The organism is Streptomyces hygroscopicus subsp. hygroscopicus, from assembly GCF_030269125.1.
GTDB classification, from domain to species: domain Bacteria; phylum Actinomycetota; class Actinomycetes; order Streptomycetales; family Streptomycetaceae; genus Streptomyces; species Streptomyces hygroscopicus_C.
Genome location: NZ_BSSM01000011.1, coordinates 30,821 through 55,759, shown reverse-complemented (window position 1 = coordinate 55,759; position 24,939 = coordinate 30,821). Strand labels below are relative to the sequence as shown.

The following is a 24,939-nucleotide window of genomic DNA, read 5'->3' as shown; positions in this document are numbered from 1 at the left end:
GTCAGCGGCCCGGTCGGACCGTCAGGTCGTTGACCTCCGCGTCCCGCGGCAGATCCAGCGCCATCACGATGGTCGTGGCCACCGACTCGGGATCGATCCACCGGGACTCGTCGTACTCCTTGCCCTCCTGCTGGTGCACCTTGGCCTGCATCGGGCTGGCGGTGCGGCCCGGGTACACGGAGGTGACGCGGAGGCCGGCGGCGTGTTCCTCCTGGCGGAGGGCGTCGGCGAGGGCCTTGAGGCCGTGCTTGGAGGCGGCGTAGGCGGCCCAGCCCGCGTGGGCGGAGAGTCCGGCGCCGGAGTTGACGAAGAGCACGTGGCCGCGGGCGGCACGCAGCTGGGGCAGCAGCAGGCGGGTCAGCTCGGCGGGGGCGACGAGGTTGACGGAGAGCTGGTGGTGCCAGGACTTCGGGGTCAGGTCGCCGACCTCGCCGAGGTCCACCACGCCCGCGATGTGCAGCAGGGAGTCCACCCGGTCCGGCAGCGTCTGGTGGGAGAACGCCCAGGAGAGCCGGTCCGGTTCCGCGAGGTCGCCCACCAGGGTGCGCGCCCCCGGGAACTCCGCGGCCAGTTCCTTCGCACGGCCCGCGTCCCGCGCGTGCAGGACGAGTTCGTCGCCGCGTGCGTGCAGCCGGCGGGCGACGGCCGCGCCGATGCCGGAACCGGCCCCGGTGATCACATGTGTAGCCATACCCGCCATGCTCGCATCAGCGGATGCCCGCCTGCTCCTCCAGGTAGGCCAGCGCCCCGACCGGCTCCTCCGCGAAGAACACCAGCTCGGCCAGGGGGCGGGGCAGGAAGCCCTCCTCCTCCATGCGGCGGAACTGCTCGCGCAGGCCGTCGTAGAAACCGGCCGTGTTCAGCAGCACCACCGGCTTCTGCGTGCGGCCGTGCTTCTTCAGCTCCAGGATCTCCGTGGCCTCGTCCAGCGTGCCGGTGCCGCCCACCATGATCACCACGGCGTCGGCCTTGGCCAGCAGCAGCTTCTTGCGCTCGGCGAGGTCGGAGGCGATCACCATCTCGTCGGCGGCGGGCCGCGTCTTGTTGGCCAGGAACTCCACGGACACGCCGACCAGCCGGCCGCCCGCCTCCTCCACCCCGTCGGCGACGACCTTCATCAGACCGACGTTGGAGCCGCCCCAGACCAGGGTGTGGCCACCCTTGCCGAGCAGTTTCGCGAACTCGCGGGCGGGGCGGGTGTACCGCTCGTCGAGGTCGGCGGCGGAGAGGAAGACGCAGATGTTCATGCCCCCTACCGTACGCGGGAAGAACCGACCGCCCGACGGCGCTGTCCGGGTATGACCGAAGGACACACCATCACCATCGAGGCCGACGAGCGGCACGTGCGCGTGGTGCGCGGCGACCAGGTGCTCGCGGAGACCGACCGCCCCCTGCTGCTGCGTGAGACGGGCTGCCCGGTGCGGTACTACATCCCGGCCGAGGACGTGCGCCTCGACCTGCTGACCCCCTCGGAGACCCGTACGGTCTGCCCGTTCAAGGGCACGGCGTCCTACTGGTCGCTGCCGGACGCGCCCGATCTCGCCTGGGCGTACCCGGAGCCGAAGCCGGACGTCGCGCCGATCAAGGACCACCTCTGCTTCTACGACGTCGACGTGTCGTGACCGGTGACTCCGCCGTCGTGCGGCAGTCTGCACGGACATGGACAAGAAGACGACTTCCCGCGACGGCACCCCCCTCGCCTATTCGGTGACCGGCCGGGGGCCCGTGGTGATCCTGGTGAGCGGCGCGATGTCCACCGGCGGCACCCTGGCCCCCCTGGCCGAACGGCTCGCGGACCACTGCACGGCCGTCGTCTACGACCGCCGGGGCCGCGGCAGGAGCGGCGACACGGCGCCGTACGCGGTGGAGCGCGAGGTCGAGGACCTGGCCGCGCTGCTGGACGCGGTCGGCGGCGACGCGGCGCTGTTCGGCGTCTCCTCGGGCGGCGCGCTGGCCCTGGAGGCGTCGGCGAGCGGGCTGCCGTTCACCCGTACGGCGGTGTACGAGGTTCCGTACGCGGATCATCTGCCGGGCGGCGCCGAGCGCGAGGCCGCGTACAAGCGGGATCTCGGGCAGGCGCTCGCGGAGAACAGGCGCGGGGACGCGGTCGAGCTGTTCCTGCGGCTCACCGGGCTCGGCGAGCAGATGATCCAGCGGGCCCGCCAGTCCCCCATGTGGCCCGGCATGGAGGCCGTCGCGCCGAGCCTCGCGTACGACGACGCCGTGATGGGCGACGGACTGCTCCCCCGCGCGCGGCTGGCCGCCGTCGCCGTGCCCCTGCTGGTGGTCACGGGCGGCGCGAGCCCCGAGTGGATGCGGCAGGCCGGCCGGGACGTCGCGGACGCGGCGCCGCGGGGCGAGTACCGGGTCCTGGAGGGGCAGACCCACATGGTGGAGCCGGAGGTGCTCGGTCCGGTGCTGGCCGGGTTCTTCGCGGGTTAGCCGGGTCCCCCGCGGGTCGGGAGGGCCTACGCCGCCGTCGTCGCCCGGGTGGTGGAGGCGATCGTGGCGGAGCCGACGACACGCGTGCCGTCGTACAGGACGATCGCCTGGCCGGGGGCGACGCCGCGGACCGGTTCGGCGAAGGTGACGCGCAGTTCGCCGTCGACGGGCTCCGCGGTCACCTCGGTCTCGCCGCCGTGGGCGCGCAGCTGGGCCGTGTAGGTGCCCGGGGCGGTGGGGGCGGTGCCGCACCAGCGGGGCTTGATCGCGGTGAGGGCGGTGACGTCCAGGGCGGCGGCCGGGCCGACGGTGACGGTGTTGGTGACCGGGGAGATGTCGAGGACGTAGCGCGGCTTGCCGTCGGGGGCCGGGGTGCCGATGCGCAGGCCCTTGCGCTGGCCGATGGTGAAGCCGTACGCCCCCTCGTGCGTGCCGAGACGGGCGCCGGACTCGTCCACGATGGCGCCCTCGGCCTTGCCCAGCCGCTCGGCGAGGAAGCCCTGGGTATTGCCGTCGGCGATGAAGCAGATGTCGTGCGAGTCGGGCTTCTTGGCCACCGCGAGGCCGCGGCGCTCGGCCTCGGCACGGATCTCCTCCTTGGTGGTGACCGTGTCGCCGAGCGGGAACATCGCGTGCGCGAGCTGCTTCTCGTCCAGGACGCCGAGGACGTACGACTGGTCCTTGGCCATGTCGGAGGCGCGGTGCAGTTCGCGGGAGCCGTCCGCGCCGACGAGCACCTTGGCGTAGTGGCCGGTGCAGACGGCGTCGAAGCCGAGGGCGAGCGCCTTGTCCAGGAGCGCGGCGAACTTGATCTTCTCGTTGCAGCGCAGGCAGGGGTTGGGGGTGCGGCCGGCCTCGTACTCGGCGATGAAGTCCTCGACGACGTCCTCGCGGAAGCGGTCGGCGAGGTCCCAGACGTAGAAGGGGATGCCGATGACGTCGGCGGCGCGGCGGGCGTCGCGGGAGTCCTCGATGGTGCAACAGCCCCGCGCGCCGGTACGGAAGGACTGGGGGTTCGCGGAGAGCGCGAGATGGACGCCGGTGACGTCATGGCCGGCTTCCGCGGCGCGCGCGGCGGCGACGGCGGAGTCGACGCCGCCGGACATGGCGGCGAGGACGCGGAGGGGGCGCTGCGGGGTCTCAGTCATAACGCTTCCAGGGTACGGGGCCACGGGAACCGGGCGGCGGGTACCGGACCCCGGAAAAATCATGGATGAGGCCCTTTTATGTCTGGTATGGGTGGGTCTATCCTCTTAGTAGACCTACGGGACGAGTGAGGGAGTTCAAGCGGAGTAGCCGACGTCAGCGTGAGACCGCGAGGGATCCGCTGGTGCCGACGTCGACGCTCGGGCTGAGAGGCTGGAAGGTCGTGAGACCGGAAGGCGACCCCCAGGACCTGATCCGGACAATGCCGGCGAAGGGAACCCGCCTCGTAGGTCGCTTTTCTGCGCTCTCGGTGGGGATCAGGTGAGGCCGGCCGCGCGGGCGCGCTCCACCGCCGGGCCGATGGCCTTGGCGACCGCCTCCACGTCCGCCCGGGTGGAGGTGTGGCCGAGGGAGAAGCGCAGGGTGCCGCGGGCCAGGTCCGGGTCCACACCGATGGCGAGCAGGACATGGCTGGGCTGGGCGACGCCCGCCGTGCAGGCGGAGCCGGTGGAGCACTCGATGCCCTGGGCGTCCAGCAGGAGCAGCAGGGAGTCGCCCTCGCAGCCGGGGAAGGTGAAGTGCGCGTTGGCCGGCAGCCGGCCGCCGGGCGCGGGGTCGCCGCCGAGGACGGCGTCCGGTACGGCGGCGCGCACGGCGTCGGTCAACTGGTCGCGCAAGGCGCCCACTTCCCGCGCGAACCGGTCGCGCTGCCGCGTGGCGATGCGGCCGGCGACGGCGAAGGAGGCGATGGCGGGGACGTCGAGGGTGCCGGAGCGCACGTGCCGCTCCTGCCCGCCGCCGTGCAGGACCGGTACGGGGGTGTACTCGCGGCCCAGCAGCAGGGCGCCGATGCCGTAGGGGCCGCCGATCTTGTGGGCCGAGACGGTCATCGCGGCGAGCCCCGAGGCGCCGAAGTCGACGGGGACCTGGCCGACGGCCTGGACGGCGTCGGCGTGCAGGGGGATACCGAACTCGGCGGCGACGTCGGCGAGTTCGCGGATCGGCATGATCGTGCCGATCTCGTTGTTGGCCCACATGACGGTGGCCAGCGCGACGTCCTCGGGATTGCGGGCGACGGCCTCGCGCAGGGCGTCCGGGTGGACGCGGCCGTGGGCGTCGACGGGCAGGTACTCGACGGTGGCGCCCTCGTGCTCGCCGAGCCAGTGCACGGCGTCGAGGACGGCGTGGTGCTCGACGGGGCTGGCCAGGACGCGGGTGCGGGCGGGGTCGGCGGCGCGGCGGGACCAGTACAGGCCCTTCACGGCGAGGTTGTCGGCCTCGGTGCCGCCGGAGGTGAACACGACCTCGCTGGGGCGCGCGCCGAGCGCTTCCGCGAGGGTCTCGCGGGATTCCTCGACCGTACGACGGGCCCGGCGGCCGGAGGCGTGCAGGGAGGAGGCGTTGCCCGTAACGCCCAACTGTGCGGTCAGAGCCTCTGCCGCCTCCGGGAGCATGGGGGTGGTCGCGGCGTGGTCGAGGTAAGCCATGGTGGGGAGAGTCTACTTTGACCGGGTGGCGTAGCAGGGTCCCAGGCCCGGTGGCGGGGCGCCCGGCACTGCCCGCCACGCCCACCCTCCGCTCACGCGGCGGCCGGTCGTCCTGTGGAACGTCGGCCCACGGCGGGAATCGGAAGACCGCTCACCGCGGGGAACCGGCGGCTGCCACACGGCGGGGAACGGGGACCGCTCACCGCAGGGCATCGGCGGTCGGACGCGGGGGGCATGTCGACCGCTGCGGACTGCGAGCGGCAGCCGGTCGCGTTGCGTGGTGGGGGCGCGGGCCGAGGCGGCAAGGAGCCGGGGGCGCTTGGGGCAGGGGTGGTGTGGCCGGGTCGCGGGGTGCGGGTGCCGCGGGGCGGGGCCGGGGAAGAGCCGGTGTCACAGGCTCCAGGACACCGTGTTCGAGATCTGCATCGCGATCAGCAGGACCGCGAGGTCGGCGACGCCCAGGGTGAGGCCCAGGTAGGCCCGGCCCCGGCGGGACGTGCCGCGCCACAGGGAGACCGCGGCGAGGGCGATGGCGACCGGGCCGAGGAAGATGTTGAGGACGAGGAGGCCGAGGAGGCCGAGGATGAAGGACGCGACGGCCATGCCGTCGGCGTCGCGGTTGCGGGCGGGGGCCGTGGAGCGGCCCGTGGCCGGTGCGGTGAGTTGCATGGTGCTCGACTCCTGATGGTCGGTGGGCGGTCAGTGGGCCGAGGTGCGCCGGCGGCGGCCGATCCGCTCGCGGACGGCGAAGACGCCGAGCCAGACGGCGATGACGGCGGCCAGTGCGCCGGTGACGGTCAGCGGTGCGTGGGCGACGGTGCCCAGCACCACACCGAGCAGCATGAGTGCGGCGACGAGGAACAGCATGGGATCAGATCCCCCTCCGAGATGCCTCGCGTTCCAGGCTCTGTGAAGTTTCGGTGAACAGTTGTAGTAACACTTGTTCACTGACTTCGAGTCTAGCGCGTCCGACGGCTTTTCAATTCCAGAGAACAGTTGTTAACTGGATGACATGAGTCACACCCTCGGCATCCGGCAGGCGCAGAAGCAGAAGACCCGGCAGGCGTTCCTCGACGCCGCGCTCGCGCTGCTGGAGGAGCAGAGTCTGAGCAGCCTGGGCCTGCGCGAGGTCACCCGGGCCGTCGGTGTCGCCCCCACCGCCTTCTACCGGCACTTCCGTTCGATCCCCGACCTCGGTGTCGCCCTGGTCGACGAGGCCCTCGGCAGCCTGCACCCGATGGTGCGCGAGACGGTGTCCACGACCGGCGACAGCGAGGAACGCATCTCGCGCGCCGTGGAGTTGATCGCCCGTCACGTCGCCGCGCACCCCTCGCACGTCCGCTTCATCGCCCGCGAGCGGCACGGCGGGGTGCAGCCGGTGCGCGAGGCCATCGGCGGCCAACTGGCCCGGTTCGCCCTGGAGGTGAAGGCCGAGCTGGCCAAGGACCCCGAGGCGGCGGGCTGGAGCGACGACGACGTCCTGATGCTCGCACGCCTGTACGTCGACCAGATGCTGATCAGCGCCTCCCTGTTCCTGGAGGCGCTGGAGGGTTCCGCGGAGGAGCGGGACCGGGTGACCCGGCTGGCCACCCGGCAGTTGCGGCTCATCACCATCGGCCGGGACCACTGGCTGGACTGAACTCCCGTACGGCCCGGCCCGCTTGGCTCAGCGCTTGGTGTCGCTGTTGAACAGCGACCTCGACCAGAGGTAGCCGGCCAGGGCGATACCCGCGCACCAGGCCAGCGAGATCCACCCGTCATTGCCGATCTCCGTGCCGCAGAGCAGTCCGCGCAGCGTCTCGGTCATCGGCGTGAACGGCTGGTTCTCGGCGAACCAGCGCAGCCCCGGCGACATCGACCCGGCCGGCACGAACGCCGAGCCGAGGAACGGCAGGAACTGGATCAGCAGCGGCTTGTTGCTCGCCGACTCGACCGTCTTGGAGACCAGGCCGAGCGCCACCGACAGCCAGGTCACCGCGAACGCGATGGCCGTGAGCAGACCGGCCGCGGCGAGCCACTCCAGCGGGCTCGCCCCCGAGCGGAAACCGACCGCGAGGGCGGCGCCCACGACCAGCACGGAGCAGAGCATCGTCTGGACGACGCTGCCGAGGACATGCCCCGTCATGAACGACGACCGCGTGATGTCCATGGTGCGGAAGCGGTTGATGATGCCCTCGGTCATGTCGTTGCAGACCGCGATCGAGGTCGACATCGAACCGGCGGCCACCCCCATGATGACGATGCCGGGGGTGAGGTAGCCGATGTACGCGTCCCGGCCGCCCATGCCCGCGCCGATCGAGCCTCCGAAGGCGTACACGAACAGCAGCATCATCAGGATCGGCATCATGGCCGCGCCGAGCCCCACGGACGGGTAGCGGATCGCGTGCTTGAGGTTGCGCCGCAGCATCGTCCTCGAGTCCTGCACGGCGTGGGCGAGCGTGCTCATCGGGTCTCCTTGAGGTGCGGCGGGGTGGCGCCGGAGGCGGTGCCCTCGCCGGTCAGGGCGAGGAAGACGTCGTCGAGGTCGGGGGTGTGCACGGAGAAGCCGGCGGCCCTGATGCCGGCCGCGTCGAGCCGGTCGAGCAGGGCGCGCAGCGCGTCCAGCCCGGCGTCGCCCGCCACCCGCAGGGCCAGGTTGTCGTCGTCCCGGGCGGCCCCGGGGAAGGCGGCGGCCGCGCGCTCGTAGTCGGCGGACTCGGTGAACCGCAGCCGTACATGACTGCCGGGGATGCGCGCCTTCAGCTCGTCGGCGGTGCCCTCGGCCACGATCCGGCCGCCGTCGAGCACGGCGATCCGGTCTGCCAGCTGGTCGGCCTCCTCCAGGTACTGGGTGGTGAGGAAGACCGTCGTACCGCCCGCGACCAGCGCCCGCACCATGTCCCACATGGTGCGGCGGCTGCGCGGGTCGAGCCCCGTCGTCGGCTCGTCCAGGAAGATCACCTCGGGGTCGCCGACCAGTGTCATGGCGAGGTCGAGCCGGCGCCGCATGCCCCCGGAGAAGGTCGCGGCCCGCTGGTGGGCGACGTCCGCGATGCCGAAGGTGTCGAGCAACTCCTTGGCGCGGGCGCGCCCTTCGCGCTTGCCGAGGCGGAGCAGGTCGGCCATGAGGAGCAGGTTCTCCTCGGCGGTGAGCAGGTCGTCGAGCGCCGCGAACTGCCCGGTGACGCCGATCGCGGCGCGCACCCCGTCCGGCGAGGTGGCGACGTCGTGGCCCGCGACCTGGGCCTGCCCGCCGTCGGCGGCGACGAGCGTGGACAGGATCTGCACGGTGGTGGTCTTGCCGGCCCCGTTGGGTCCGAGCAGCGCGAACACGGTTCCGGCCGGGATGCGCAGATCGATGCCGTCGAGGACGGTCTTGTCGCCGTACGACTTGCGCAGGTCGACGGCGGAGACGGCGGCGGGTGACTGCGCGTCACCGTGCCGTCTTGGTGTGGGCATGACAGAAGAAGGCATGGTGCCCCCCGTTCGAAGGCTGGAGTGGGGTGAGGAGGGAGCGAGCCGACGGAGCCCGCTACGACGGCTCAGTGCCGGGCGCGGCGCACGTCGATGTTGCCGTAGCGGGTACGCGCGCGGACCTTGACGGTGTCCTCGGTCCGCTCGGGCGCCTCGGCGGCGGTGAGCGTGTTGCGCACGTGCCCGCGCTCGGAGCCGGCGTCGAGCCAGGCGGCGGTGCCCTCGCGGACGCCGATCTCGATGGCGCCGTAGGAGGTCTCCAACTGCACCTCGCCACGGGCGACTTCGGCAACCCGCAGCGCCCCGTGGGCGGTGGTGGCGACGACGTCGCCCTCGGCGCGCTCGATGTCGATGTCGCCGTTGGCGCCGCTCACCCGCAGATCGCCCGTCACGACGCCGACCCCCGTGCTGCCGTGCGAGTTCTTCAGGGTGGCGGGGCCGTGGACGGTGCCGACGCGCAGGCTGCCGGAGCTGGTGGTGATCTCGGCCCCGCCCTCGGCCCGGCCGACGGTGATCGAGCCGTGGGAGACGGTCAGCCTGAGCGGTCCGGCCTCGTCGAGGCGGACGTCGCCGACCGAGGTCTTCACCCGGGCCTCGCCGAGGCCGCCCTCGCCGAACACTTGGACCCAGGAGCCGTTCACGTCGATGCGCGAGCCCGTCGGCAGTTCGACCGTCACCTCGACGGCGCCGGTGGGTCCGATGAAGGTGCGCTCCTTCGTCCGGACGGTCAGGGCGCCGCCCGCGTACGCGACCTCGGTCTGCTCGGCGGCCCGCACGTCCCGGCCGCGCTTGCCGCCGGGGGTCACCTCCACGACGGTGTCGAGGCGGTCGCTCGCGATGAACCGGATGGATCCCGCGCCCACGTGTGCGGTGACGGAGATCGGTTCGGGAGTGTCGAAAACAGGCATGGCTGTGCCGTCCTCATGAGTCCTCGGGACGTCCCCGCAGGTGGGACGTGGGGTGAAGTGGTCGGGCGTCGGGCGCGGCTAGCGCACCCAGCCCGTAAAGCTCTGTCCGATGGTCTGGACCCTCTCCGCCGGGCGCGGCCGGGCGCCGCCGTCGACCGCCGCCGACACGGCTCGCACGAGCCAGGCGTTGACCGACAGCCCCTCCCGGCTCGCGGCCTCCTCGGCCCGCGCCTTGAGCTGCGCCGGCAACCGCAGATTGACCCGGGCGGTGCCGCCCTCGTCGGCGTCGGCGGGCACCTGTGGCACCGGGACCGGCTCGGCGGCCGCCACGGGCGCCCCGGCGTCCGGCAGCGACACCACGAAGTCGGGGTCCAGCCCCCGCAGCCGCACATCGACCGAGCCGGGCGCCAGATCCCGCGTGACCTCGTCCATCGCCGCGGACAGCACATTGAGCATCGTCAGCCGAGCCGCCGACTCCAGCGGGGCCGTCAGCCGCTCGGCCAACTCCCGGGCTTCCTCTCCACCGGCCTCGGCGGCCACCGAGAGTTCGCGACGGAGGTTGTCGACATAGGGGGTCAGGTCCATGACGCCATAATGGCACCACCATGGCGCCATGCGCAAGGCCCGGTGCTGCCACCCCTTTCGCGGGCCTTCGAATAACGCCTCTGAGCTGGGAAAACATGGCTGCCATCCGATGTCACCGTGATGGCGAGACGAACGCACGGCGCCCAGCCTCGCGCCAGAATGGCACCATGTGGCACCACGCGATGCCACCCATGGACCTATTCGGCGAACGCCCGCCGGCCGTGCGCCACCAGCTCACGCACCGCGGGGCCGGAGGCACCCCTCCACACCAGCGCGAGCACCGCCGGCGTCCCGGCGTCCTCGATCAGGCGCGCGGTGAGCCGCTCGGCGTGGCGGGCCGCCATGGACTCGCTGAGGACGGCGACGGCGAGGCCGCGGGCGGCGAGGTCGGCGACAGCGTCGGCGGCGGTGGCCTGAAGGGTGATCACGGGGTGGAGACCCCGCGCGGCGCAGTCCCGGTCGAACACCGCGCGCAGGCCGGTGCCGGGCGGCATGCAGACGATCGGGTGGGCGAGCAGGTCGGACAGGCGGACCCGGGGCGACCGGGCCAGGGGGTGGCCGGACGGGACGGCCGCGACGAGCCGCTCGCTGACGAGGGTCAGCGCGTCCAGGCCCTCCGGGGCGGAGGCCGCGGCACCGACGAGCGCCAGGTCGACGGTGCCCGCGCGCACCCCCTCGACCAGACGCTCGGAGTCGTCCTCCACGAGCGAGATCTCCACACCGGGATGCGCCCGGTGGAACGCGGCGAGCGCGTCGAACAGCGGGGTCACGGTGCAACCGACGACCATTCCGACGGTGAGCCGGCCCCGGATCAGATCGGTCACCTCGCCGACCGCCTGGCCGACCGCCCCCGCGGCCGCGAGTGCGGCACGGGCGTGTTCGAGCGCGGCCTTGCCCGCGACCGTGAGGGTGACGGCACGCGCCGAGCGGTCGAACAGGTCGGCCCCGAGCTCCCGCTCCAGTTGGCGGATCTGGGCGCTGACGCCGGACTGGCTGATGTGCACGCGCTCGGCGGCCCGGGTGAAGTTCCGCTCCTCGGCGACCGCCACGAAGTACTCCAGCTGCCTCAGCTCCATGACTGAGGATTCTAGTTTCCAGAAGTTCCATTCGTTGGACTTCTGATCGGGGTGCGGCCAGGCTGGATCACGCCGGAATCAGGCGTCAAGCGTCAAGCGTCAAGCGTCAAGCGTCAAGCGTCAAGCGTCAGGAGGAAGCCGTGCCCGAGTACGAGAAGGCCATGCGCCCCGAGGACATCACCCGCTTGTTCGTCGAGCGGTCCAACGCGGGGGACGCGGCCGGCGTCGCCGCGCTCTACGAGGAGGACGCGGTGCTGGCCTACCCGCCGGGCGAGCGCACGGTGGGGCGGGAGGCGATCCGGGTCCTGTGGGAGAAGGTGCTGGCGGGGCGCCCCCGTTTCGAGCCGGAACCGCCGCTGCCGACGCTGGTCAGCGGCGACATCGCGCTCACCGCGACCCCGCCGGGGGACGGGACCGGCGCCCGCGCCCAGGTCGCCCGGCGCCAGCCCGACGGGAGCTGGCTGCGCCTGCTCGACCAGCCCGAGTTCGTCACGCCCGCCCGCTGAACCCGGCGCGCGGGCGGACCCGGCTCAGGCCAGCCTGACCCGCGCCAGCTGCCGGGACTGGGCCACCAGCCGGTCCTCGCCGTCCCAGACCTCCGCGTCCTCCTCCAGGAAGCCGCCCGCGAGATTGCGCGTGGTGATGGAGACGCGCAGCGGGCCGGGGGCGGGGCGGTGGCGGATGTGGGCGGTGAGTTCGACGGTGGGAACCCAGCCCTTGAGGCCCATCTCGAAGGCGGTGGGGGGCAGGGCGTCCACGGCCAGCAGGAGGGAGAGGGGGTCGGCGTCGCGGCCGTCGGCGAGACCGAACCAGGCGCGCATCTCGCCCTTGCCGGAGGGCCGGCCGAGCGCCCAGCCGAGGGTCGAGGGGTCCAGCCCGAGCATCAGGCGCTCGGCGATCGCGGAGGTGCCCTTGAGCGGGTCGGGTCCGTCCGCGGGGCCGAAGCACTCCTCCGGCGACGGGATCGCCGGGGGCACCGCGGTCGTGCGGACGTCGTCGGGCAGGGAGGCGAGGTCGCCGTAGGAGGCGAGGACGCGGATGCGCTCGACCTCGTTGCCCTCGTCGTCGTACTGGAAGAGGGACGCCTGGCCGGTGGAGAGGGTGCGGCCGGTGCGGACGGTCTCCGTGCGGATCACGGCCTTGCCGGGGCGCGACGCGGTCAGGTAGTGCGCGGAGATGGTGAAGGGGTCCGGGTGCGGGAGGGCGTCGCCGAGGGCCCGGCCGAGCACGGCCAGCAGATAGCCGCCGTTGACGGCTCCGAGGATGGTCCAGCCGGCCGACAGATCGATGTCGTAGACGCCGGGCGCGCGGCGGACGACGGCGGTGTCACGGTCGAACTCGCTGTCACCGATCACGGCCCGCGACGGGGCGGGCGCGGAAGCTGCTTCTGCCATGACCGAACGGTACAACAGGTAATTACTAAGCGGTAGCTTTTCCAGGACTCCCGCTGCGCCTTCGACGCGCACGCGGTCTCCTCACAGGTGAGGCTTCGGCAATTTCTCGGTAAGTGTCAGGACACGTCCGTAACCTCGGACCCCTGTTTTCCCTCTATCGGGACATGAGCCTCACCGGGACTCCGTTCCTCTACACGACCGTCGTACTGGCCGTGGTCGCACTCATACTGCCGCTCCTCCTGTGGTCGAAGATGCGCGGCCCCCGGCACCTGCGCACCGCGGCCCGGGTGCTGATGCTGCTGTTCGCCCAGGGTACGGCCGTCACGCTGGTCTTCGTGCTGGTGAACAACCAGAACAACCTGTACGACAACTGGGCCGACCTCTTCGGCACCGGCAACCACGTCCAGCAGGCCGCCGACCTCGGCCGCGACGGCACCGGCGGCATAGCGGTCAAGCGACTGCCCAAGGTCAGGCAGACCTTCACCCAGGCCACGGGGCCCGGTATGCACGCCGCCGGCGGGGTCCGCGTCACCCAGCTCAAGGGCCGGGTCTCGGGCGTCAACGCCGAGGTCTACGTCTGGCTGCCGCCGCAGTACGACGAGCCGGCCTACCGGCACAAGAAGTTCCCGGTGGTCGAGGTCCTGCCCGGTTACCCCGGCTCGGCACGGGCCTGGTTCGGCTCGATGAAGGCCCACGAGCAGTTGCTGCCGCTGATGCGGAGCGGCCAGGTGGCCCCCTTCATCATGGTCGCCCCGCGCACGAACCTGCTGGCCGGCGTGGACACCGGCTGTGCCAACATCCCGGGGCAGGTCAACGCGGACACCTGGCTCAGCATCGACGTGCCCAAGATGGTCATGGACAACTTCCGCGCCCAGCCGGCCCCGCAGGGCTGGGCCATCGCCGGGTACTCGGCCGGCGCCCAGTGCGCGGTCAAGCTGGCCGTCGCGCACCCGGACCGGTACCGGGCCGCGGTGAGCATGTCGGGCTACAACGACCCGATCGGCGAGCGCAACTCCCTCGCCGCCCAGAACCCCGCCCTGCGCGCCGAGAACAACCCGTACCTGCTGCTGAAGAAGGCCGCGGTGCCGCCGCCCGTCGCGCTGTACGTCTCCGGCGAGTCCGGCGACGGCTACGAGGCGGGCATGGCTCTGGAGTCCGTCGCCAAGGCGCCGACCACCGTGCACGTGGTCTTCCTGCCGCGCAGCGCGGGCGGTCACACGATGGCGCTGTGGCGGCCGCAGGTGCCCGCGGTGTTCCGCTGGCTCACCCTCCAGATGGGCCAGAACCACGCCAAGGGGCGGGACCACTCGGTCACCGGGACCCCCGGGACCGGCGTCGGGACCCCCGCGGGTGCGGTCGGCGCCGCCGGTACTACTCCTCGGTCACCGTCGACCGGCGGTTCCACGCGCGCGGAGCTCGCCAGTGGTACCGCATCGCGAGCAGGCGCAGCACAAAAGCCGTGACGGCGGCGAACCCACTGGTGAGGGGGGTCAGCGCGTCGTAGCGGATGCACAGCACCACCATGCCCGCGCCGACCATCGCCGGGACCGCGTACAGGTCGCGGTCCCAGCGCAGCAGCGAGGGCACCTCGTTGGCGAGCACGTCGCGCAGCACACCGCCGCCGACCGCGGTGGCGAGGCCGAGCGTCGCCGAGGCGGTCAGGCCGAGGCCGTAGCCGTACGCCTTCGTCGTGCCGCTGACGCAGAACAGGCCGAGGCCGGCCGCGTCGAAGACGAGCACCGCCGTCTGGATGCGCTCCACGTGCGGGTGCAGGAAGAAGACGACGAGCGTGGCGAGCAGCGGCGTGACGAAGTACCCGAGGTCCGTGAAGGCCGCCGGGGGCACGGCCCCGATCACCACGTCGCGGAAGAGCCCCCCGCCCAGCGCGGTGACCTCGGCGAGCACGGCGATGCCGAACACGTCGAAGTTCTTCCGGACGGCCAGCAGCGCGCCGGAGATCGCGAAGACGAAGATACCGATCACGTCGAGCGTGTGCTGGACGGAGGGGCTGAAGAACTGTTGGAACTGCACCCTGACATTCTCACCTGTCCAGCGGGCTGAACCTTACAAAGCCAGGCTCACAGGGCGGGTTTACCTCTGGTGAACAGCCAGGTGTCGAACAGGTCGCCGAGCCTGGTCCGCTCGGCGAGCCGGACGAAGTCGGCCGTGTCGGCGTCGCCGTGCCGGTGGAGCCTGATCCAGACCGGGAGCAGCCCGAAGAAGGACTCGCGGAGCACCTGGAGGGTCATGGCGCCGCGATCGTAGACGGCGTCGGAGAACATCGTGCCGCGCTTCGGGTCGGCCGCCTCGATCGGCCAGAAGGGCGAGTCGGCGGGCAGCGCGTCGGAGAGGTCCTGGGTGGCGCGCGGTGAGGGTCGTACGACCGTTCAGGCGACCGGTGCCGGGGGCGTACGCGAGGTCGAGGTCGTCGTGCAGCGCGTCGCGAAGCTGCCGTTGCCCCGCTCAGGGACGTAGGGGTCGCCGGGGGCGCCGGGGGTGGGGCCGGGGCGGCGGTCAGGTGGAAGGAGGCCACGGGGTGGCCAGGGCCCCTGCACGTGCCGAACGGGAGAGTGCCATGAGTCGTCCTTTCGGGCGTGTACCGATCAGGTGTCGGACACGGACGACTCCGCACTCCCCCGTTCAGGCATGCGCATGCCCTTCCTCGGCCGTTTCCCGGCTACTTGCCCTTCGGCTTCCGGGACTTGGGGGCCTCGTCGGACTCGGGCTCGGCCTCGGCCTCCGGCTCCGGCGCGGCTTCGGGCTCCGGGTCGGTGGCGGCCTCGGCCTCCGGCTCCGGCGCGGCTTCGGGCTCCGGGGCGGTAGCGGGCTCCGGGTCGGAGTCGGTGGCGGCCTCGGCCTCCGGCTCCGGCGCGGCTTCGGGCTCCGGGTCGGTAGCGGGCTCCGGGTCGGAGTCGGTGGCGGCCTCGGCCTCCGGCTCCGGCGCGGCTTCCGGCTCCGGGTCGGTAGCGGGCTCCGGGTCGGAGTCGGTGGCGGCCTCGGCCTCCGGCTCCGGCACGGCTTCCGGCTCCGGGTCGGTAGCGGGCTCCGGGTCGGAGTCGGTGGCGGCCTCGGCCTCCGGCTCCGGCACGGCTTCGGGCTCCGGGTCGGTGGCGGCCTCGGGCTCCTCCGCGGAGGCGGCCTGCGGCTCCGACTCGGTCCCGGCCTCGGAGTCGGCCTCGTCCTCGGATTCGGCCTCGGAGTCAGCCGCGTCCGCAGCCCCGGACTCGGAGTCAGCCGCGTCCGCAGCCCCGGACTCGGGCGCGCCCTCCGCCGCGTTCGGCTTCGGTTCCGCCTGAGCCTCCGGCTCGTTCTCCGACTCGGCCTCGGTCTCGGCCGCGCGCTCCGCCGCCGGCTCAGCCGCGGCCGGGGTCTCGGACCCGGCCTCCGCCGCGTCCTCCGGACGCCCGGAGATCACCGCGTCCGGCACCAGCTCCGACGCCTCCTTCGCCGCCGACAGCAGGACCGTGTCCTGCGGGGCCTGGTCGGCGAAGTTCTCCGGGTGGTGGCAGGCGACCCGCTGGCCCGGCTTCAGCTCCAGCAGCTGCGGCTCGGTCGTCCGGCAGATCTCCGTCGCCTTCCAGCACCGGGTGTGGAAGCGGCAGCCCGACGGCGGGGCGATCGGCGAGGGCACGTCGCCGCGCAGCAGGATGCGCTCGCTCTTCTGGCCCCGGCGCTTGGTGTCCGGCACCGGCACCGCCGACATCAGCGCCTTGGTGTACGGGTGCATCGGCGCCTCGTACAGCGCGGTGCGGTCGGCCAGCTCGACGATCTTGCCGAGGTACATCACCGCGATCCGGTCCGAGACGTGCCGGACGACGGAGAGGTCGTGCGCGATGATGACGTAGGTCAGGCCCAGCTCCTGCTGGAGGTCGTCCATGAGGTTGACGACCTGGGCCTGGATCGACACGTCCAGCGCGGACACCGGCTCGTCGGCCACGACCAGCTTCGGCTTCAGGGCGAGCGCGCGGGCGATACCGATGCGCTGGCGCTGGCCGCCGGAGAACTCGTGCGGGTAGCGGTTGTAGTGCTCGGGACTCAGACCGACCAGTTCGAGCAGCCGCTGGACCTCCTTCTTCACCCCGCCCTCGGGCTCGACGCCCTGGAGCCGGAAGGGCGCCGAGACGATCGAGCCGATGGTGTGACGGGGGTTCAGGGAGCCGTAGGGGTCCTGGAAGATCATCTGGATGTCGCGGCGCATCGGGCGCATGTCCCCGACGGACAGCCGCGTGATGTCCCGGCCCTCGAAGGTGATCTTGCCGCCGGTCGGGTCCTGGAGGCGGGTGATGACCCGGCCCATGGTCGACTTGCCGCAGCCCGACTCGCCGACGACGCCCAGGGTCTCGCCCTTGCGCACCTCGAAGTCGATGCCGTCGACGGCCTTCACCGCGCCGACCTGGCGGCGCAGGATGCCCTTCTTGATCGGGAAGTGCTTGGTCAGGTTCTCGACCTTGAGCAGCACCTCTCGCTCGTCCGGAGCCGACGCCTGCTCGGGGACCGCGGCCTTCGCGGCGGGGTCCGTCTTCTTCGTCTCACTCACAGCTTCGGCGCAATCTCTTCGGTCCAGATCCGCTCACGGTCCTCGGCCGACAGGTGGCAGGCGGACCAGTGTCCGGCGCCGACCAGCTCCAGCTCGGGACGCACCGTGCGGCTGACGTTCTCCGCGGGGATGTCCGCGTACGGGCAGCGCGGGTGGAAGGCACAGCCCGAGGGGATGTTGATGAGGCTCGGCGGCTGGCCCTTGACCGGGATGAGCCGTTCGGAGGTCTCGCGGTCGATGCGCGGCATCGAGCCGAGCAGGCCCCAGGTGTAGGGGTGCTGGGGCTTCTCGAAGACCTCGGCGGCGGCGCCGCGCTCCACGCACCGGCCGCCGTACATCACGAGGACGTCGTCGGCGATCTCGGCGACCACGCCGAGGTCGTGCGTGATCATGATGACCGCGGAGCCGAACTCCTTCTGCAGATCGCGGATCAGGTCGAGGATCTGCGCCTGGACGGTCACGTCGAGGGCGGTGGTCGGCTCGTCCGCGATGAGCAGCTCGGGGTTGTTCACCAGGGCCATGGCGATCATGGCGCGCTGGCGCATACCGCCGGAGAACTCGTGCGGGTAGCCGTCGACGCGCTTGGCCGGCTCGGGGATGCCGACGCGGTCGAGCATCTCGATGGCGCGCTTGCGGGCTTCCTTCTTGCCGACCTTGTGGTGCACCCGGTAGGCCTCGACGATCTGGTCGCCGACCTTGTAGTAGGGGTGCATGGCGGACAGCGGGTCCTGGAAGATCATCGCCATCTCGCGGCCGCGGAGCTTGCGCACCTCGTCAGGGGAGGCGCCGACCAGTTCCTTGCCGTTCAGCCAGATCTCGCCGGACATCCGCACGTTCTTGCCGCGCGCGCCGAGCCGGTGCAGGCCCATGACGGCGAGCGAGGTGACGGACTTGCCGGAGCCGGACTCGCCGACGATGGCGAGGGTCTTGCCCTTCTCCACCGAGAAGGAGAGCCCGTCGACGGACTTGACGATGCCGTCGTCGGTCGGGAAGTGCACCTTGAGGTCGCGGACCTCCAGGAAGGCCGAGGGCGCCTTGGCGGTGGCGGTCTCGCCCGTGGCGGTCTTGGAGAGTTCGGTCACGAGAGCCTCACCCGCGGGTCGGCGGCGGCGTAGAGCACGTCCACCAGGAGATTTGCGATGACGACGAAGATGGCGGCGAGCAGGGTCACGCCGAGGATCTTCGGCAGGTCGTTGTCGGAGATGCCCTGCACCGCGTACTGGCCGACACCGGGCAGCGAGAACACGTACTCGGTGATCACCGCACCGCCGAGCAGCAGGCCGAGGTCCATGCCGAAGACGGTGATGATGGGGGTGAGGGCGGCCCGCAGGCCGTGCCGGACGACGACCGTGCGTTCGGGCAGGCCCTTCGAGCGGGCCGTGCGGATGAAGTCCTCGTTCATCGTCTCCAGCATGCCCGAGCGGGTGAGCCGGGCGTAGATCGCGGAGTACAGCAGGGCGAGCGAACACCACGCCGGGATCAGGGTGTTGGCCCACTGCGCCGGGTTCTCGGTGAACGGGACGTAGGTGCGGCCGAAGATCGGCCACTTGTAGGTGAAGAGCAGGATCGCCAGGTTGCCCGTGAAGAACATGGGCAGCGAGACGCCGGCGAGGGCGACGCCCATGAAGGTGCGGTCGAACAGCGAGCGCGGCTTGAGCGCGGAGACGACACCGATGGCGACACCGGAGAGCAGCCAGAGCACGGCGGCACCCACCGCCAGCGAGAGGGTGATCGGAATGCGCGAGGTGAGCTGCGGCCAGACCGCGACGTGATCCTTGAAGGAGTAGCCGAAGCAGGGAACGTCGCAGTGCACCGTCTTGGGGCCGAGATTGTAGTCGGCACCGACCACGATCCCCTTGATGAAGTGCCAGTACTGGACATAGACGGGCTGGTCCAGACCGAGGTTGTGCTTGACCGCGACGATGTCCGCCTTGGACGGGCTCTTTCCGATGTACTGCTGCGCCAGCTGGTCCGCTGTCTGGCCCACGAGCCGTGGCAGCAGGAAGAAGATGGCGAAGGTGACCGCGGTGACGACCAGCAGCAGGATCACTGCCGCGAACGTCCGGCGGAGGATGTACGAGATCACGGGGACCGGCGCTGGTGCCCGCGGGCCGCGAAGCCCGCGGGCACCAATGCCTTCACCTGCCTTCCGGGGCTGCTACTTCTTCGTGGTGCCGAGGTTGAGGTAGTCGTACTGACCGCTGAAGGCGGCCGTGGAGACCACGTTGGTGGCGTACGGCGAGCGGTACAGCAGGACCTTGAAGTAGGTCAGCGGGACCAGCACGGCGTCGTCCATCGCCTGGGTGTCGATCTGCGCGTACAGGGCGTTGCGCTTGGCCGGGTCCGGCTCGGCGATCGCCTGCGCGAGCAGGCCGTCGACCTTCTTGTTCGTGTACTGCGACAGGTTGGTGTTACCGGACTGGCTGATCGCCTTGCTGTTCAGGATCTGCTGCAGGAAGCCGTAGCCGGAGGGCCAGTCGGCACCCCACTGCATCATCATCAGGCCGATGTTCTGCTTCTTGTCGAAGCTCGGCACACCCGCGTAGTCGGTGAAGTACTTGCCCTGCGGGTACTGCTTGAGGGTGGCGTTGATGCCGACCTTCTTCAGCGAGTTGATGATCGCGGTGGCCGCGTCCACCTCGCCGGGACGGTCGGAGCGGGCCGTGATGTTGGTGTTGATCGTCTTCTGGCCGCAGGCCTTCAGCTGCTCCTTGGCCTTGGCGACGTCGCCCTTGTTGCCCGCGGTCGCGTAGACGTCCGCCTTCTGGTAGCCGGTGATGTCCGGCGGCAGGACGGTGGAGGCGATGTCACCGCGGATCGGGCCGCCCATGGCGGTCTGCACGGAGACCTTGTCGATCGCGTACTCGACGGCCTTGCGGCAGGCGACGTTGTCGAACGGCTTCACCTTGGTGTTGATCGCCGCGTAGACCAGGCGGCCACCGTAGGTGTTGTCGGTGCTGGCCTTGCCGTCCGCGGAGTTGAGCAGGTCGGCCTGGGTGGAGGCCTGGACACCGGTGCCCGCGAGGTCGACGGTGGCGTCGCCGGACTGGATGTCCTTGTCGATCGTCTCCGGGTTGACCTTCAGGTTGACGACGATCTTGTTGGCCAGCTGCTTGCGCAGCGGGTCGGTCTTCGCGTCCCAGTTCTTGTTCGGGACCAGGACGACCTGCTTGCCCTCCTGGTAGCTCTGGATCTCGTAGGAGCCGGAGGAGACGATGTGCTTGACGTAGTCGACGCCGTCGTCCTTGGACTGCGGCACCGGGGCCGTCTGCGGCGTGGCGACCAGGTAGTCGAACTCCTGGAAGGCGCGGTTCAGGTGGAAGACGATCGTGGTGTCGTCCGGGGTCTCGATCGAGGACAGGCCCTTGGCGCTCTTGTCCTTGTAGGGACCCTTGTACTTGTCGCCGTCCTTCATGAACTGCTGGAAGTAGTTCGGACCGAGCGAGAGCACGTCACGCGCGAAGTTGGACCGCTCGACGGCGTACTTGACGTCCTTCGAGGTGATCGGGGTGCCGTCCTGGTACTTCAGGCCCGGACGCAGCTTGTACGTCCAGGTCTTGCCGCCGTCGCTGGCGACGCCCTTGCCCGCGGCGAGGTCCGGGACCAGGGTGTTGCCCTTGGAACCGGGGGCCGGCTCGAACGTCATCAGCGGACGCGCGTAGAGGCGGCTGAAGTTGTACATGTACGCGTAGTACGTGTTGCCGGGGTCGAACGAGTCCGGCACGTCCGACATCTCGTAGGTGACCGTGCCACCCTTTTTGTCGGACGCGTTGACGACGCTCTTGGTCGCCGCGTTGGCGCCGGCCGCCTTCGGTGTGTCCTTGTTGTCATCGGCCTTGGAACAGCCTGCGAGCAGCAGGCTGGTGGAGCCGATAGCCGCGACCGCGGCCAGCGCTGACCTTCGCATGATGGTCTGCTTCCCCTCCATTGATCGGAAAACTTGATGGGCTCTCTGGCTGCCTAGCGGCTGCGCGGGTCGAGAGCGTCGCGGAGACCGTCGCCGAGCAGGTTGAACGCGAGGACGGTGATGAAGATGGCCAGGCCCGGCACGATCATGTACTGGGGATCGACCTGGTAGTAGGTGACCGCTTCGCGGAGCATGCCGCCCCAGGAAGCCTGCGGGGGCTGGATGCCGACGCCGAGGAAGCTCAGGGACGCCTCGAAGAGGATGTTGGTCGGGATGAGCAGCGTCGAGTAGACGATGATCGGGCCGACCAGGTTGGGCAGCAGCTCACGGAAGAGGATGTACGGGCCCTTGGCGCCCATGCCGCGGGCCGCGTCGACGAACTCGCGCTCGCGCAGGGCGAGGGTCTGGCCGCGCACGATCCGGCCGAGATAGGGCCAGTTGAAGAAGCCGATCACGAAGATGAGTACGGCGAGGTGGAGCGGAAGTCCGTTCAGACCGAAGGCGCCGCCCTGGAGGGTTGCGGAGATCGCGATGGCGAACAGCAGCAACGGGAAGGCGAGGAAGACGTCCATCAGCCGGCTGATGATCGAGTCGACCCGGCCGCCGTAGTAACCCGCGATCACACCCATGATCGCGCCGATCACGTTGGACAGAACCGTGGCGCCGAAGGCGACGACCAGCGAGACCCAGGAGCCCTCCAGGATGCGGGTGGCGATGTCCCGGCCGAACTTGGGGTCCACGCCGAGCGGGTGGTCCGCGCTCATGCCGCCCCAGCCGCCCTTGGGCAGCGAGGTGTTGGCGTCGATCAGGTCCTGGTGGAAGGCGTTGGGGTCGAGGCCGAGGACGGCCTGCAGGGGACGCGAGAGGATGGCCAGGAGGATCAGCAGGATCACGATGACGCCGCCGGCCACGGCGACTCTGTCCCGCTTGAAGCGGGTCCAGGCGATCTGGCCCAGGGAACGACCCTCGATCCGCCCCTTCTCGGCTCCCGCGAGCACAGCCTCAGGCTGCGCGTCGGCTGCCGCCCCGGTGGTCTCGATCGGTGCGGTCACGATGTGCGACCCCTCTCGCCGGTGGTGACCGGCCTGCGCTGCCGCGGTTTGCGGCTTTGTCGACTTGCAAGCGAACACGAGTTCTCAAGCCTCGTGGTCTGAGTGGGGAGTCTTCAGCGTCTTCGCGATCACTCGCCAGAGCTGACGGTGAAAGTATGCGCAACCGTGATGCACTGCGGAGGATTCCGTTATCCGGACAGTGGGTAACGGCCCTCGGACACGGGTCAGTTGGGACACATCGCCGTAATGCCGCGGTTCGGGAGGTACGGCGGGAACGGCGTCGGAAGCGGCGGAACCTCAGTAACCACCGCGCACCGGCGGATAGCCGTAGCCCGGCGCCGGGGACTGGAGTTGGGGCTGGGGCTGCGCGGCGGGCGCGGCGGCATGGGCCTCGCGGTCGTAGAACGGGCGGGCTTGGGCCCGCATCCACATCACGACCGGGTCGTGGTCGTCGGTCAGCGCGACGGTGGACACCGGCAGGCCCTCCGGAACGGCGCCGACCGAGCGCTGCATCATCGCGCGCACCGAGTCGACCGCGGCGGGCGAGGTCTCGTACAGGTCCAGACCGATCGCGAGGTACGGCGCCCCGAGCGCGGGCTGCACCCAGGCCCGGCGCAGGGAGCGCAGGGCGGGGGTGCGGTGGGCGTGCTGGGCGAGCAGGGCGTAGAACTGGGGGATCTCGATCCCGGGTTCGGACAGCCGGAGCGGTCCAGCGGGCTGGCGGTCCAGGCCGGTGGCGATGCGGCGCAGGTCCAGCCAAGGGATGCCGACGCCGCCGCCGGGGGCGTGCGGGTTGAGCCAGAGGCCGTAGTGGTCGGGGTAGAGGGTGCGGGCGACGTCCAGGCCGTCGACGACCTCGTACGAACGGCTCCAGCCGCTCGCGGACAGCTCCTGGGCGGAGGTCACGCAGGGCGCGTAGTGGACGCCGTCGACCTCCATGTCCCCGTACTGGGCGTCCGGGGAGCCGGCCTGCCCGTGCCACAGCAGCATCCAGATCTGGCCCGCGGAGGGGGTGGCGAGGGCGCGGAGAAGGGCCTCGTAGGCGTCGTAGCGTCCGGGCGTGACATGGCGGAGCGTGTGTTCGACACCGCCGCCGACGCTGCCGCTGTGGCTCGCGCTCACCTTGTCGTGCCCTTCTTTTCCATACTCCGCGTGTGGGGACAGCTTAAGCGCCTGGTGGCTCGGGGCCCCTGTGTTCGTGCGCGGGTGCGCGTCGTGGTGGGCCGGTCGCGCGTCTTCCGCCCCTTCGGGCCGGGCCTCGCACCGCCGGGTTCTAGTGGGCGTGGAAGGGGCGGACATTCGCCCGCAGCCATTCCGCCACCGGGTCGTCCGTCGCGTCCAGCAGGATCAGGTTGACCGGCCAGGGGACCGGGACACGGCCGAGGGCACGGCCCAGGGCCTCCAGGGGGAGGGCGCGGAAGTCGCCGTCCCACTGGGACAGCTCCACGCCGACGAACATGACCGGGTCGGCGGTCTCGATCGCGGCCAGGCAGCGGCGGGCGGTGAGGACCACACCCGTCGCGGCGAACTCGGCGGACGCGGCGGAGAGGAAGTCGACCGGGTCGTCCTGCCAGTCGGGCTCGAAGAGGCGGACGCGGCCGCCGGTGGCCGGGCCGTCCAGCGGGGTGCGGCCGGCGCGGCAGAGCTCGGCGACGGCGTCCGGCGGGAGCGGGATGCCGACCGTGCCGCCGGGGTTCACCGCGATGCCGGCCTGCGGGGGCAGGCCGCGGGCGAACTCCACGGCCGGGGCGATGGTGTACGTCATGGGGGAGCCGACCGCCTGGCGGAACTGCTCCTCGGAGCTGAACACCGGGACGTACGCCTGGCCGTCGATCTCCAGGGTGGGCAGGTCCAGCGGGCCGCCGCCGGGTCCGCCGCCGGACGGCAGCGGCACCCAGACGAAGCTGCGGCCGAGTACCTCGATGATCCGGCCGCCCGCCGCGGGTATGCCGAGGGAGGCCGACAGCACCTCCTCCAGCTCGTTGCCGGGCCAACCGCCGTGCGGGTGGGGGTGCGCCTGTGCCGGGAAGTCCGCGGGAATGTCCGCCGGGAAGTCCATCTGCCTACCGCCTGCTGGGAACCACTGCTCTGTGACCATGAAGGCTAGCGGGTACCGGTGACAGAGCCGTACTCCGTGAACACGATCCGCTGCACGGCGTCCGCCGCGGCCCGGTCGAGCAGCACCGCCGAACCGCAGCCCGCGGGCAGTTCGCCCCGCTCCACCGCGCCGAGCAACCGGGCCGTCGTACGGCGGTGGCGGCCGAAGGCGAGCCGGGAGACGGACCGGCCGCGCTCGCGCTGGCCCGCGCGGGCCGTCTCCTCCGGCACGTCCAGCAGGAGCAGGTGCAGGGTGCCGCCGGAGCGGCGGGCGGCGCGGGCGAGCCAGGCGCGCACCCAGGGCTGGGTGCCGCAGTCGTGCACGACCAGGCCCTGTGCCGTGCGCAGGGCGCGGCGCAGTCCCAGGTAGTGCGCGGCGCGCACCAGGGGGCGGTAGAGGGCGTACGGCAGCAGGCGGGGCAGGCGGGCGGCGAAGCGGGCCCGGGTGTCCTGGGAGTCGACGCGGCGGGCGGTGACCGCGCGGCGCATCAGCGTGGACTTGCCGCTGCCGGGCAGGCCGGTGAGCACCACCACGTCACGGGGGCCGAAGCGGAGGACGCGCGGGCCGGGGGCCGCCCGGCCGCGCAGGTCCCGCACGACGGACACGGGGCGGGCGGCCCCGCGCTCCCGGGCCGCGAGGCTCCTCGGCGCCGGGACGCCGGTCGCGTGCGCCATGGTCCTGTTCACCATGATCGTCCTCCCCTTGTGGTTCGGTAATCTCCCTGCCCGGCCGACGTAAAGGGAAGGTAATACCCGGTGTGCCACGGGCGGGTGCGCGTACCGCCACAGCTCGGTTACGGATACGGCCCCTGACGGGCGGGGGTGCGACGTGCAATGATGTGGCGGCCAACTGCA

Annotated in this window: 27 protein-coding genes and 1 pseudogene; 6 read left to right on the top strand and 22 right to left on the bottom strand. The window is 71.5% G+C overall.

Annotated features, from left to right (window positions below; all coding sequences use genetic code 11):
- Position 1: 1 nt before the first annotated feature.
- Together QSK45_RS23615 and QSK45_RS23610 are read right to left on the bottom strand one after the other, a co-directional pair.
- The gene (locus QSK45_RS23615) at positions 2-700 is read right to left on the bottom strand and encodes an SDR family oxidoreductase (RefSeq protein ID WP_285560048.1); all 699 of its coding nucleotides are present in this window, start codon (positions 698-700) and stop codon (positions 2-4) included.
- A 7-nt stretch (positions 701-707) separates the two neighbouring features.
- Positions 708-1,247, bottom strand: coding sequence for an LOG family protein (locus QSK45_RS23610; protein WP_285560046.1), 540 nt, complete (start codon positions 1,245-1,247; stop codon positions 708-710).
- Positions 1,248-1,298: 51 nt separating this feature from the next.
- On the opposite strand from QSK45_RS23610, the gene QSK45_RS23605 reads away from it, so the two are divergent.
- Together QSK45_RS23605 and QSK45_RS23600 are read left to right on the top strand one after the other, a co-directional pair.
- On the top strand, positions 1,299-1,622 hold the full coding sequence (locus QSK45_RS23605) for a DUF427 domain-containing protein (RefSeq protein ID WP_285560044.1): 324 nt from the start codon (positions 1,299-1,301) through the stop codon (positions 1,620-1,622).
- 37 nt (positions 1,623-1,659) lie between these two features.
- The gene (locus QSK45_RS23600; protein WP_285560042.1) at positions 1,660-2,442 is read left to right on the top strand and encodes an alpha/beta fold hydrolase; all 783 of its coding nucleotides are present in this window, start codon (positions 1,660-1,662) and stop codon (positions 2,440-2,442) included.
- Between the two features lie 26 nt (positions 2,443-2,468).
- On the opposite strand, the gene mnmA is transcribed toward QSK45_RS23600, so the two are convergent.
- The 4 genes from mnmA to QSK45_RS23580 form a co-directional block, all read right to left on the bottom strand.
- Complete coding sequence (gene mnmA, locus QSK45_RS23595; protein ID WP_285560041.1) at positions 2,469-3,590, bottom strand: tRNA 2-thiouridine(34) synthase MnmA; 1,122 nt, start codon at positions 3,588-3,590, stop codon at positions 2,469-2,471.
- Positions 3,591-3,905: 315 nt separating this feature from the next.
- Complete coding sequence (locus tag QSK45_RS23590) at positions 3,906-5,075, bottom strand: cysteine desulfurase family protein (RefSeq protein WP_285560039.1); 1,170 nt, start codon at positions 5,073-5,075, stop codon at positions 3,906-3,908.
- Positions 5,076-5,465: 390 nt separating this feature from the next.
- On the bottom strand, positions 5,466-5,744 hold the full coding sequence (locus tag QSK45_RS23585; protein ID WP_285560037.1) for a DUF4190 domain-containing protein: 279 nt from the start codon (positions 5,742-5,744) through the stop codon (positions 5,466-5,468).
- 30 nt (positions 5,745-5,774) lie between these two features.
- Positions 5,775-5,942: a hypothetical protein gene (locus QSK45_RS23580; protein ID WP_285560035.1), complete on the bottom strand. Its 168-nt coding sequence runs from the start codon at positions 5,940-5,942 to the stop codon at positions 5,775-5,777.
- A 145-nt stretch (positions 5,943-6,087) separates the two neighbouring features.
- On the opposite strand from QSK45_RS23580, the gene QSK45_RS23575 reads away from it, so the two are divergent.
- Positions 6,088-6,714 carry a TetR family transcriptional regulator gene (locus QSK45_RS23575; RefSeq protein ID WP_285560033.1) on the top strand — a complete coding sequence of 209 codons (627 nt, stop codon included), beginning with the start codon at positions 6,088-6,090 and terminating at the stop codon, positions 6,712-6,714.
- Between the two features lie 27 nt (positions 6,715-6,741).
- Here QSK45_RS23575 and QSK45_RS23570 read toward each other — a convergent pair whose 3' ends face one another.
- The 5 genes from QSK45_RS23570 to QSK45_RS23550 form a co-directional block, all read right to left on the bottom strand.
- Entirely contained in the window at positions 6,742-7,521 is a 780-nt protein-coding gene (locus tag QSK45_RS23570; protein ID WP_285560031.1) for an ABC transporter permease, read from the bottom strand.
- Complete coding sequence (locus QSK45_RS23565; RefSeq protein WP_285560029.1) at positions 7,518-8,513, bottom strand: ATP-binding cassette domain-containing protein; 996 nt, start codon at positions 8,511-8,513, stop codon at positions 7,518-7,520. The genes QSK45_RS23570 and QSK45_RS23565 overlap by 4 nt, the downstream gene beginning before the upstream one ends.
- A gap of 83 nt (positions 8,514-8,596) precedes the next feature.
- Positions 8,597-9,436 (bottom strand): DUF4097 family beta strand repeat-containing protein, encoded by an 840-nt coding sequence (locus QSK45_RS23560; RefSeq protein ID WP_285560027.1) that lies wholly within the window; start codon positions 9,434-9,436, stop codon positions 8,597-8,599.
- Positions 9,437-9,514: 78 nt separating this feature from the next.
- A complete protein-coding gene (locus QSK45_RS23555; protein WP_285560025.1) occupies positions 9,515-10,021 on the bottom strand; it encodes a toxin-antitoxin system HicB family antitoxin in 507 nt (168 codons plus the stop codon).
- A 197-nt stretch (positions 10,022-10,218) separates the two neighbouring features.
- Entirely contained in the window at positions 10,219-11,097 is an 879-nt protein-coding gene (locus QSK45_RS23550) for a LysR family transcriptional regulator (protein WP_285560023.1), read from the bottom strand.
- 140 nt (positions 11,098-11,237) lie between these two features.
- On the opposite strand from QSK45_RS23550, the gene QSK45_RS23545 reads away from it, so the two are divergent.
- Entirely contained in the window at positions 11,238-11,603 is a 366-nt protein-coding gene (locus QSK45_RS23545; protein WP_285560019.1) for a YybH family protein, read from the top strand.
- Between the two features lie 24 nt (positions 11,604-11,627).
- On the opposite strand, the gene QSK45_RS23540 is transcribed toward QSK45_RS23545, so the two are convergent.
- Entirely contained in the window at positions 11,628-12,491 is an 864-nt protein-coding gene (locus QSK45_RS23540) for a thioesterase family protein (RefSeq protein WP_285560017.1), read from the bottom strand.
- A 164-nt stretch (positions 12,492-12,655) separates the two neighbouring features.
- Here QSK45_RS23540 and QSK45_RS23535 point away from each other — a divergent pair, with 164 nt between their 5' ends.
- Complete coding sequence (locus tag QSK45_RS23535) at positions 12,656-13,954, top strand: alpha/beta hydrolase (protein WP_285560014.1); 1,299 nt, start codon at positions 12,656-12,658, stop codon at positions 13,952-13,954.
- Here QSK45_RS23535 and QSK45_RS23530 read toward each other — a convergent pair.
- Positions 13,863-14,522 (bottom strand): trimeric intracellular cation channel family protein, encoded by a 660-nt coding sequence (locus tag QSK45_RS23530; RefSeq protein ID WP_285560012.1) that lies wholly within the window; start codon positions 14,520-14,522, stop codon positions 13,863-13,865. The genes QSK45_RS23535 and QSK45_RS23530 overlap by 92 nt on opposite strands.
- 47 nt (positions 14,523-14,569) lie before the next feature.
- Entirely contained in the window at positions 14,570-14,740 is a 171-nt protein-coding gene (locus tag QSK45_RS38600; protein ID WP_490993608.1) for a hypothetical protein, read from the bottom strand.
- A gap of 34 nt (positions 14,741-14,774) precedes the next feature.
- On the opposite strand from QSK45_RS38600, the gene QSK45_RS23520 reads away from it, so the two are divergent.
- On the top strand, positions 14,775-14,966 hold the full coding sequence (locus tag QSK45_RS23520; RefSeq protein WP_285560010.1) for a hypothetical protein: 192 nt from the start codon (positions 14,775-14,777) through the stop codon (positions 14,964-14,966).
- A 945-nt stretch (positions 14,967-15,911) separates the two neighbouring features.
- On the opposite strand, the pseudogene QSK45_RS23515 reads toward QSK45_RS23520, so the two are convergent.
- The 8 genes and pseudogenes from QSK45_RS23515 to QSK45_RS23480 all read right to left on the bottom strand — a co-directional run.
- Positions 15,912-17,028, bottom strand: a pseudogene (locus QSK45_RS23515) (ABC transporter ATP-binding protein); the annotation flags it as partial.
- A complete protein-coding gene (locus tag QSK45_RS23510) occupies positions 17,025-18,110 on the bottom strand; it encodes an ABC transporter ATP-binding protein (RefSeq protein ID WP_285560008.1) in 1,086 nt (361 codons plus the stop codon). The pseudogene QSK45_RS23515 and the gene QSK45_RS23510, both read right to left, overlap by 4 nt.
- A complete protein-coding gene (locus QSK45_RS23505; RefSeq protein ID WP_285560005.1) occupies positions 18,107-19,114 on the bottom strand; it encodes an ABC transporter permease in 1,008 nt (335 codons plus the stop codon). The genes QSK45_RS23510 and QSK45_RS23505 overlap by 4 nt, the downstream gene beginning before the upstream one ends.
- A gap of 72 nt (positions 19,115-19,186) precedes the next feature.
- Positions 19,187-20,935 carry an ABC transporter substrate-binding protein gene (locus tag QSK45_RS23500; RefSeq protein WP_490993607.1) on the bottom strand — a complete coding sequence of 583 codons (1,749 nt, stop codon included), beginning with the start codon at positions 20,933-20,935 and terminating at the stop codon, positions 19,187-19,189.
- Positions 20,936-20,988: 53 nt separating this feature from the next.
- On the bottom strand, positions 20,989-21,987 hold the full coding sequence (locus QSK45_RS23495; RefSeq protein ID WP_285560001.1) for an ABC transporter permease: 999 nt from the start codon (positions 21,985-21,987) through the stop codon (positions 20,989-20,991).
- 297 nt (positions 21,988-22,284) lie between these two features.
- Positions 22,285-23,109, bottom strand: coding sequence for an enhanced serine sensitivity protein SseB C-terminal domain-containing protein (locus QSK45_RS23490; RefSeq protein ID WP_285560000.1), 825 nt, complete (start codon positions 23,107-23,109; stop codon positions 22,285-22,287).
- Positions 23,110-23,260: 151 nt separating this feature from the next.
- Positions 23,261-24,046 carry an enhanced serine sensitivity protein SseB gene (locus tag QSK45_RS23485; protein ID WP_285559999.1) on the bottom strand — a complete coding sequence of 262 codons (786 nt, stop codon included), beginning with the start codon at positions 24,044-24,046 and terminating at the stop codon, positions 23,261-23,263.
- 44 nt (positions 24,047-24,090) lie between these two features.
- The gene (locus QSK45_RS23480) at positions 24,091-24,771 is read right to left on the bottom strand and encodes an AAA family ATPase (RefSeq protein ID WP_395484921.1); all 681 of its coding nucleotides are present in this window, start codon (positions 24,769-24,771) and stop codon (positions 24,091-24,093) included.
- Positions 24,772-24,939: the final 168 nt, after the last annotated feature.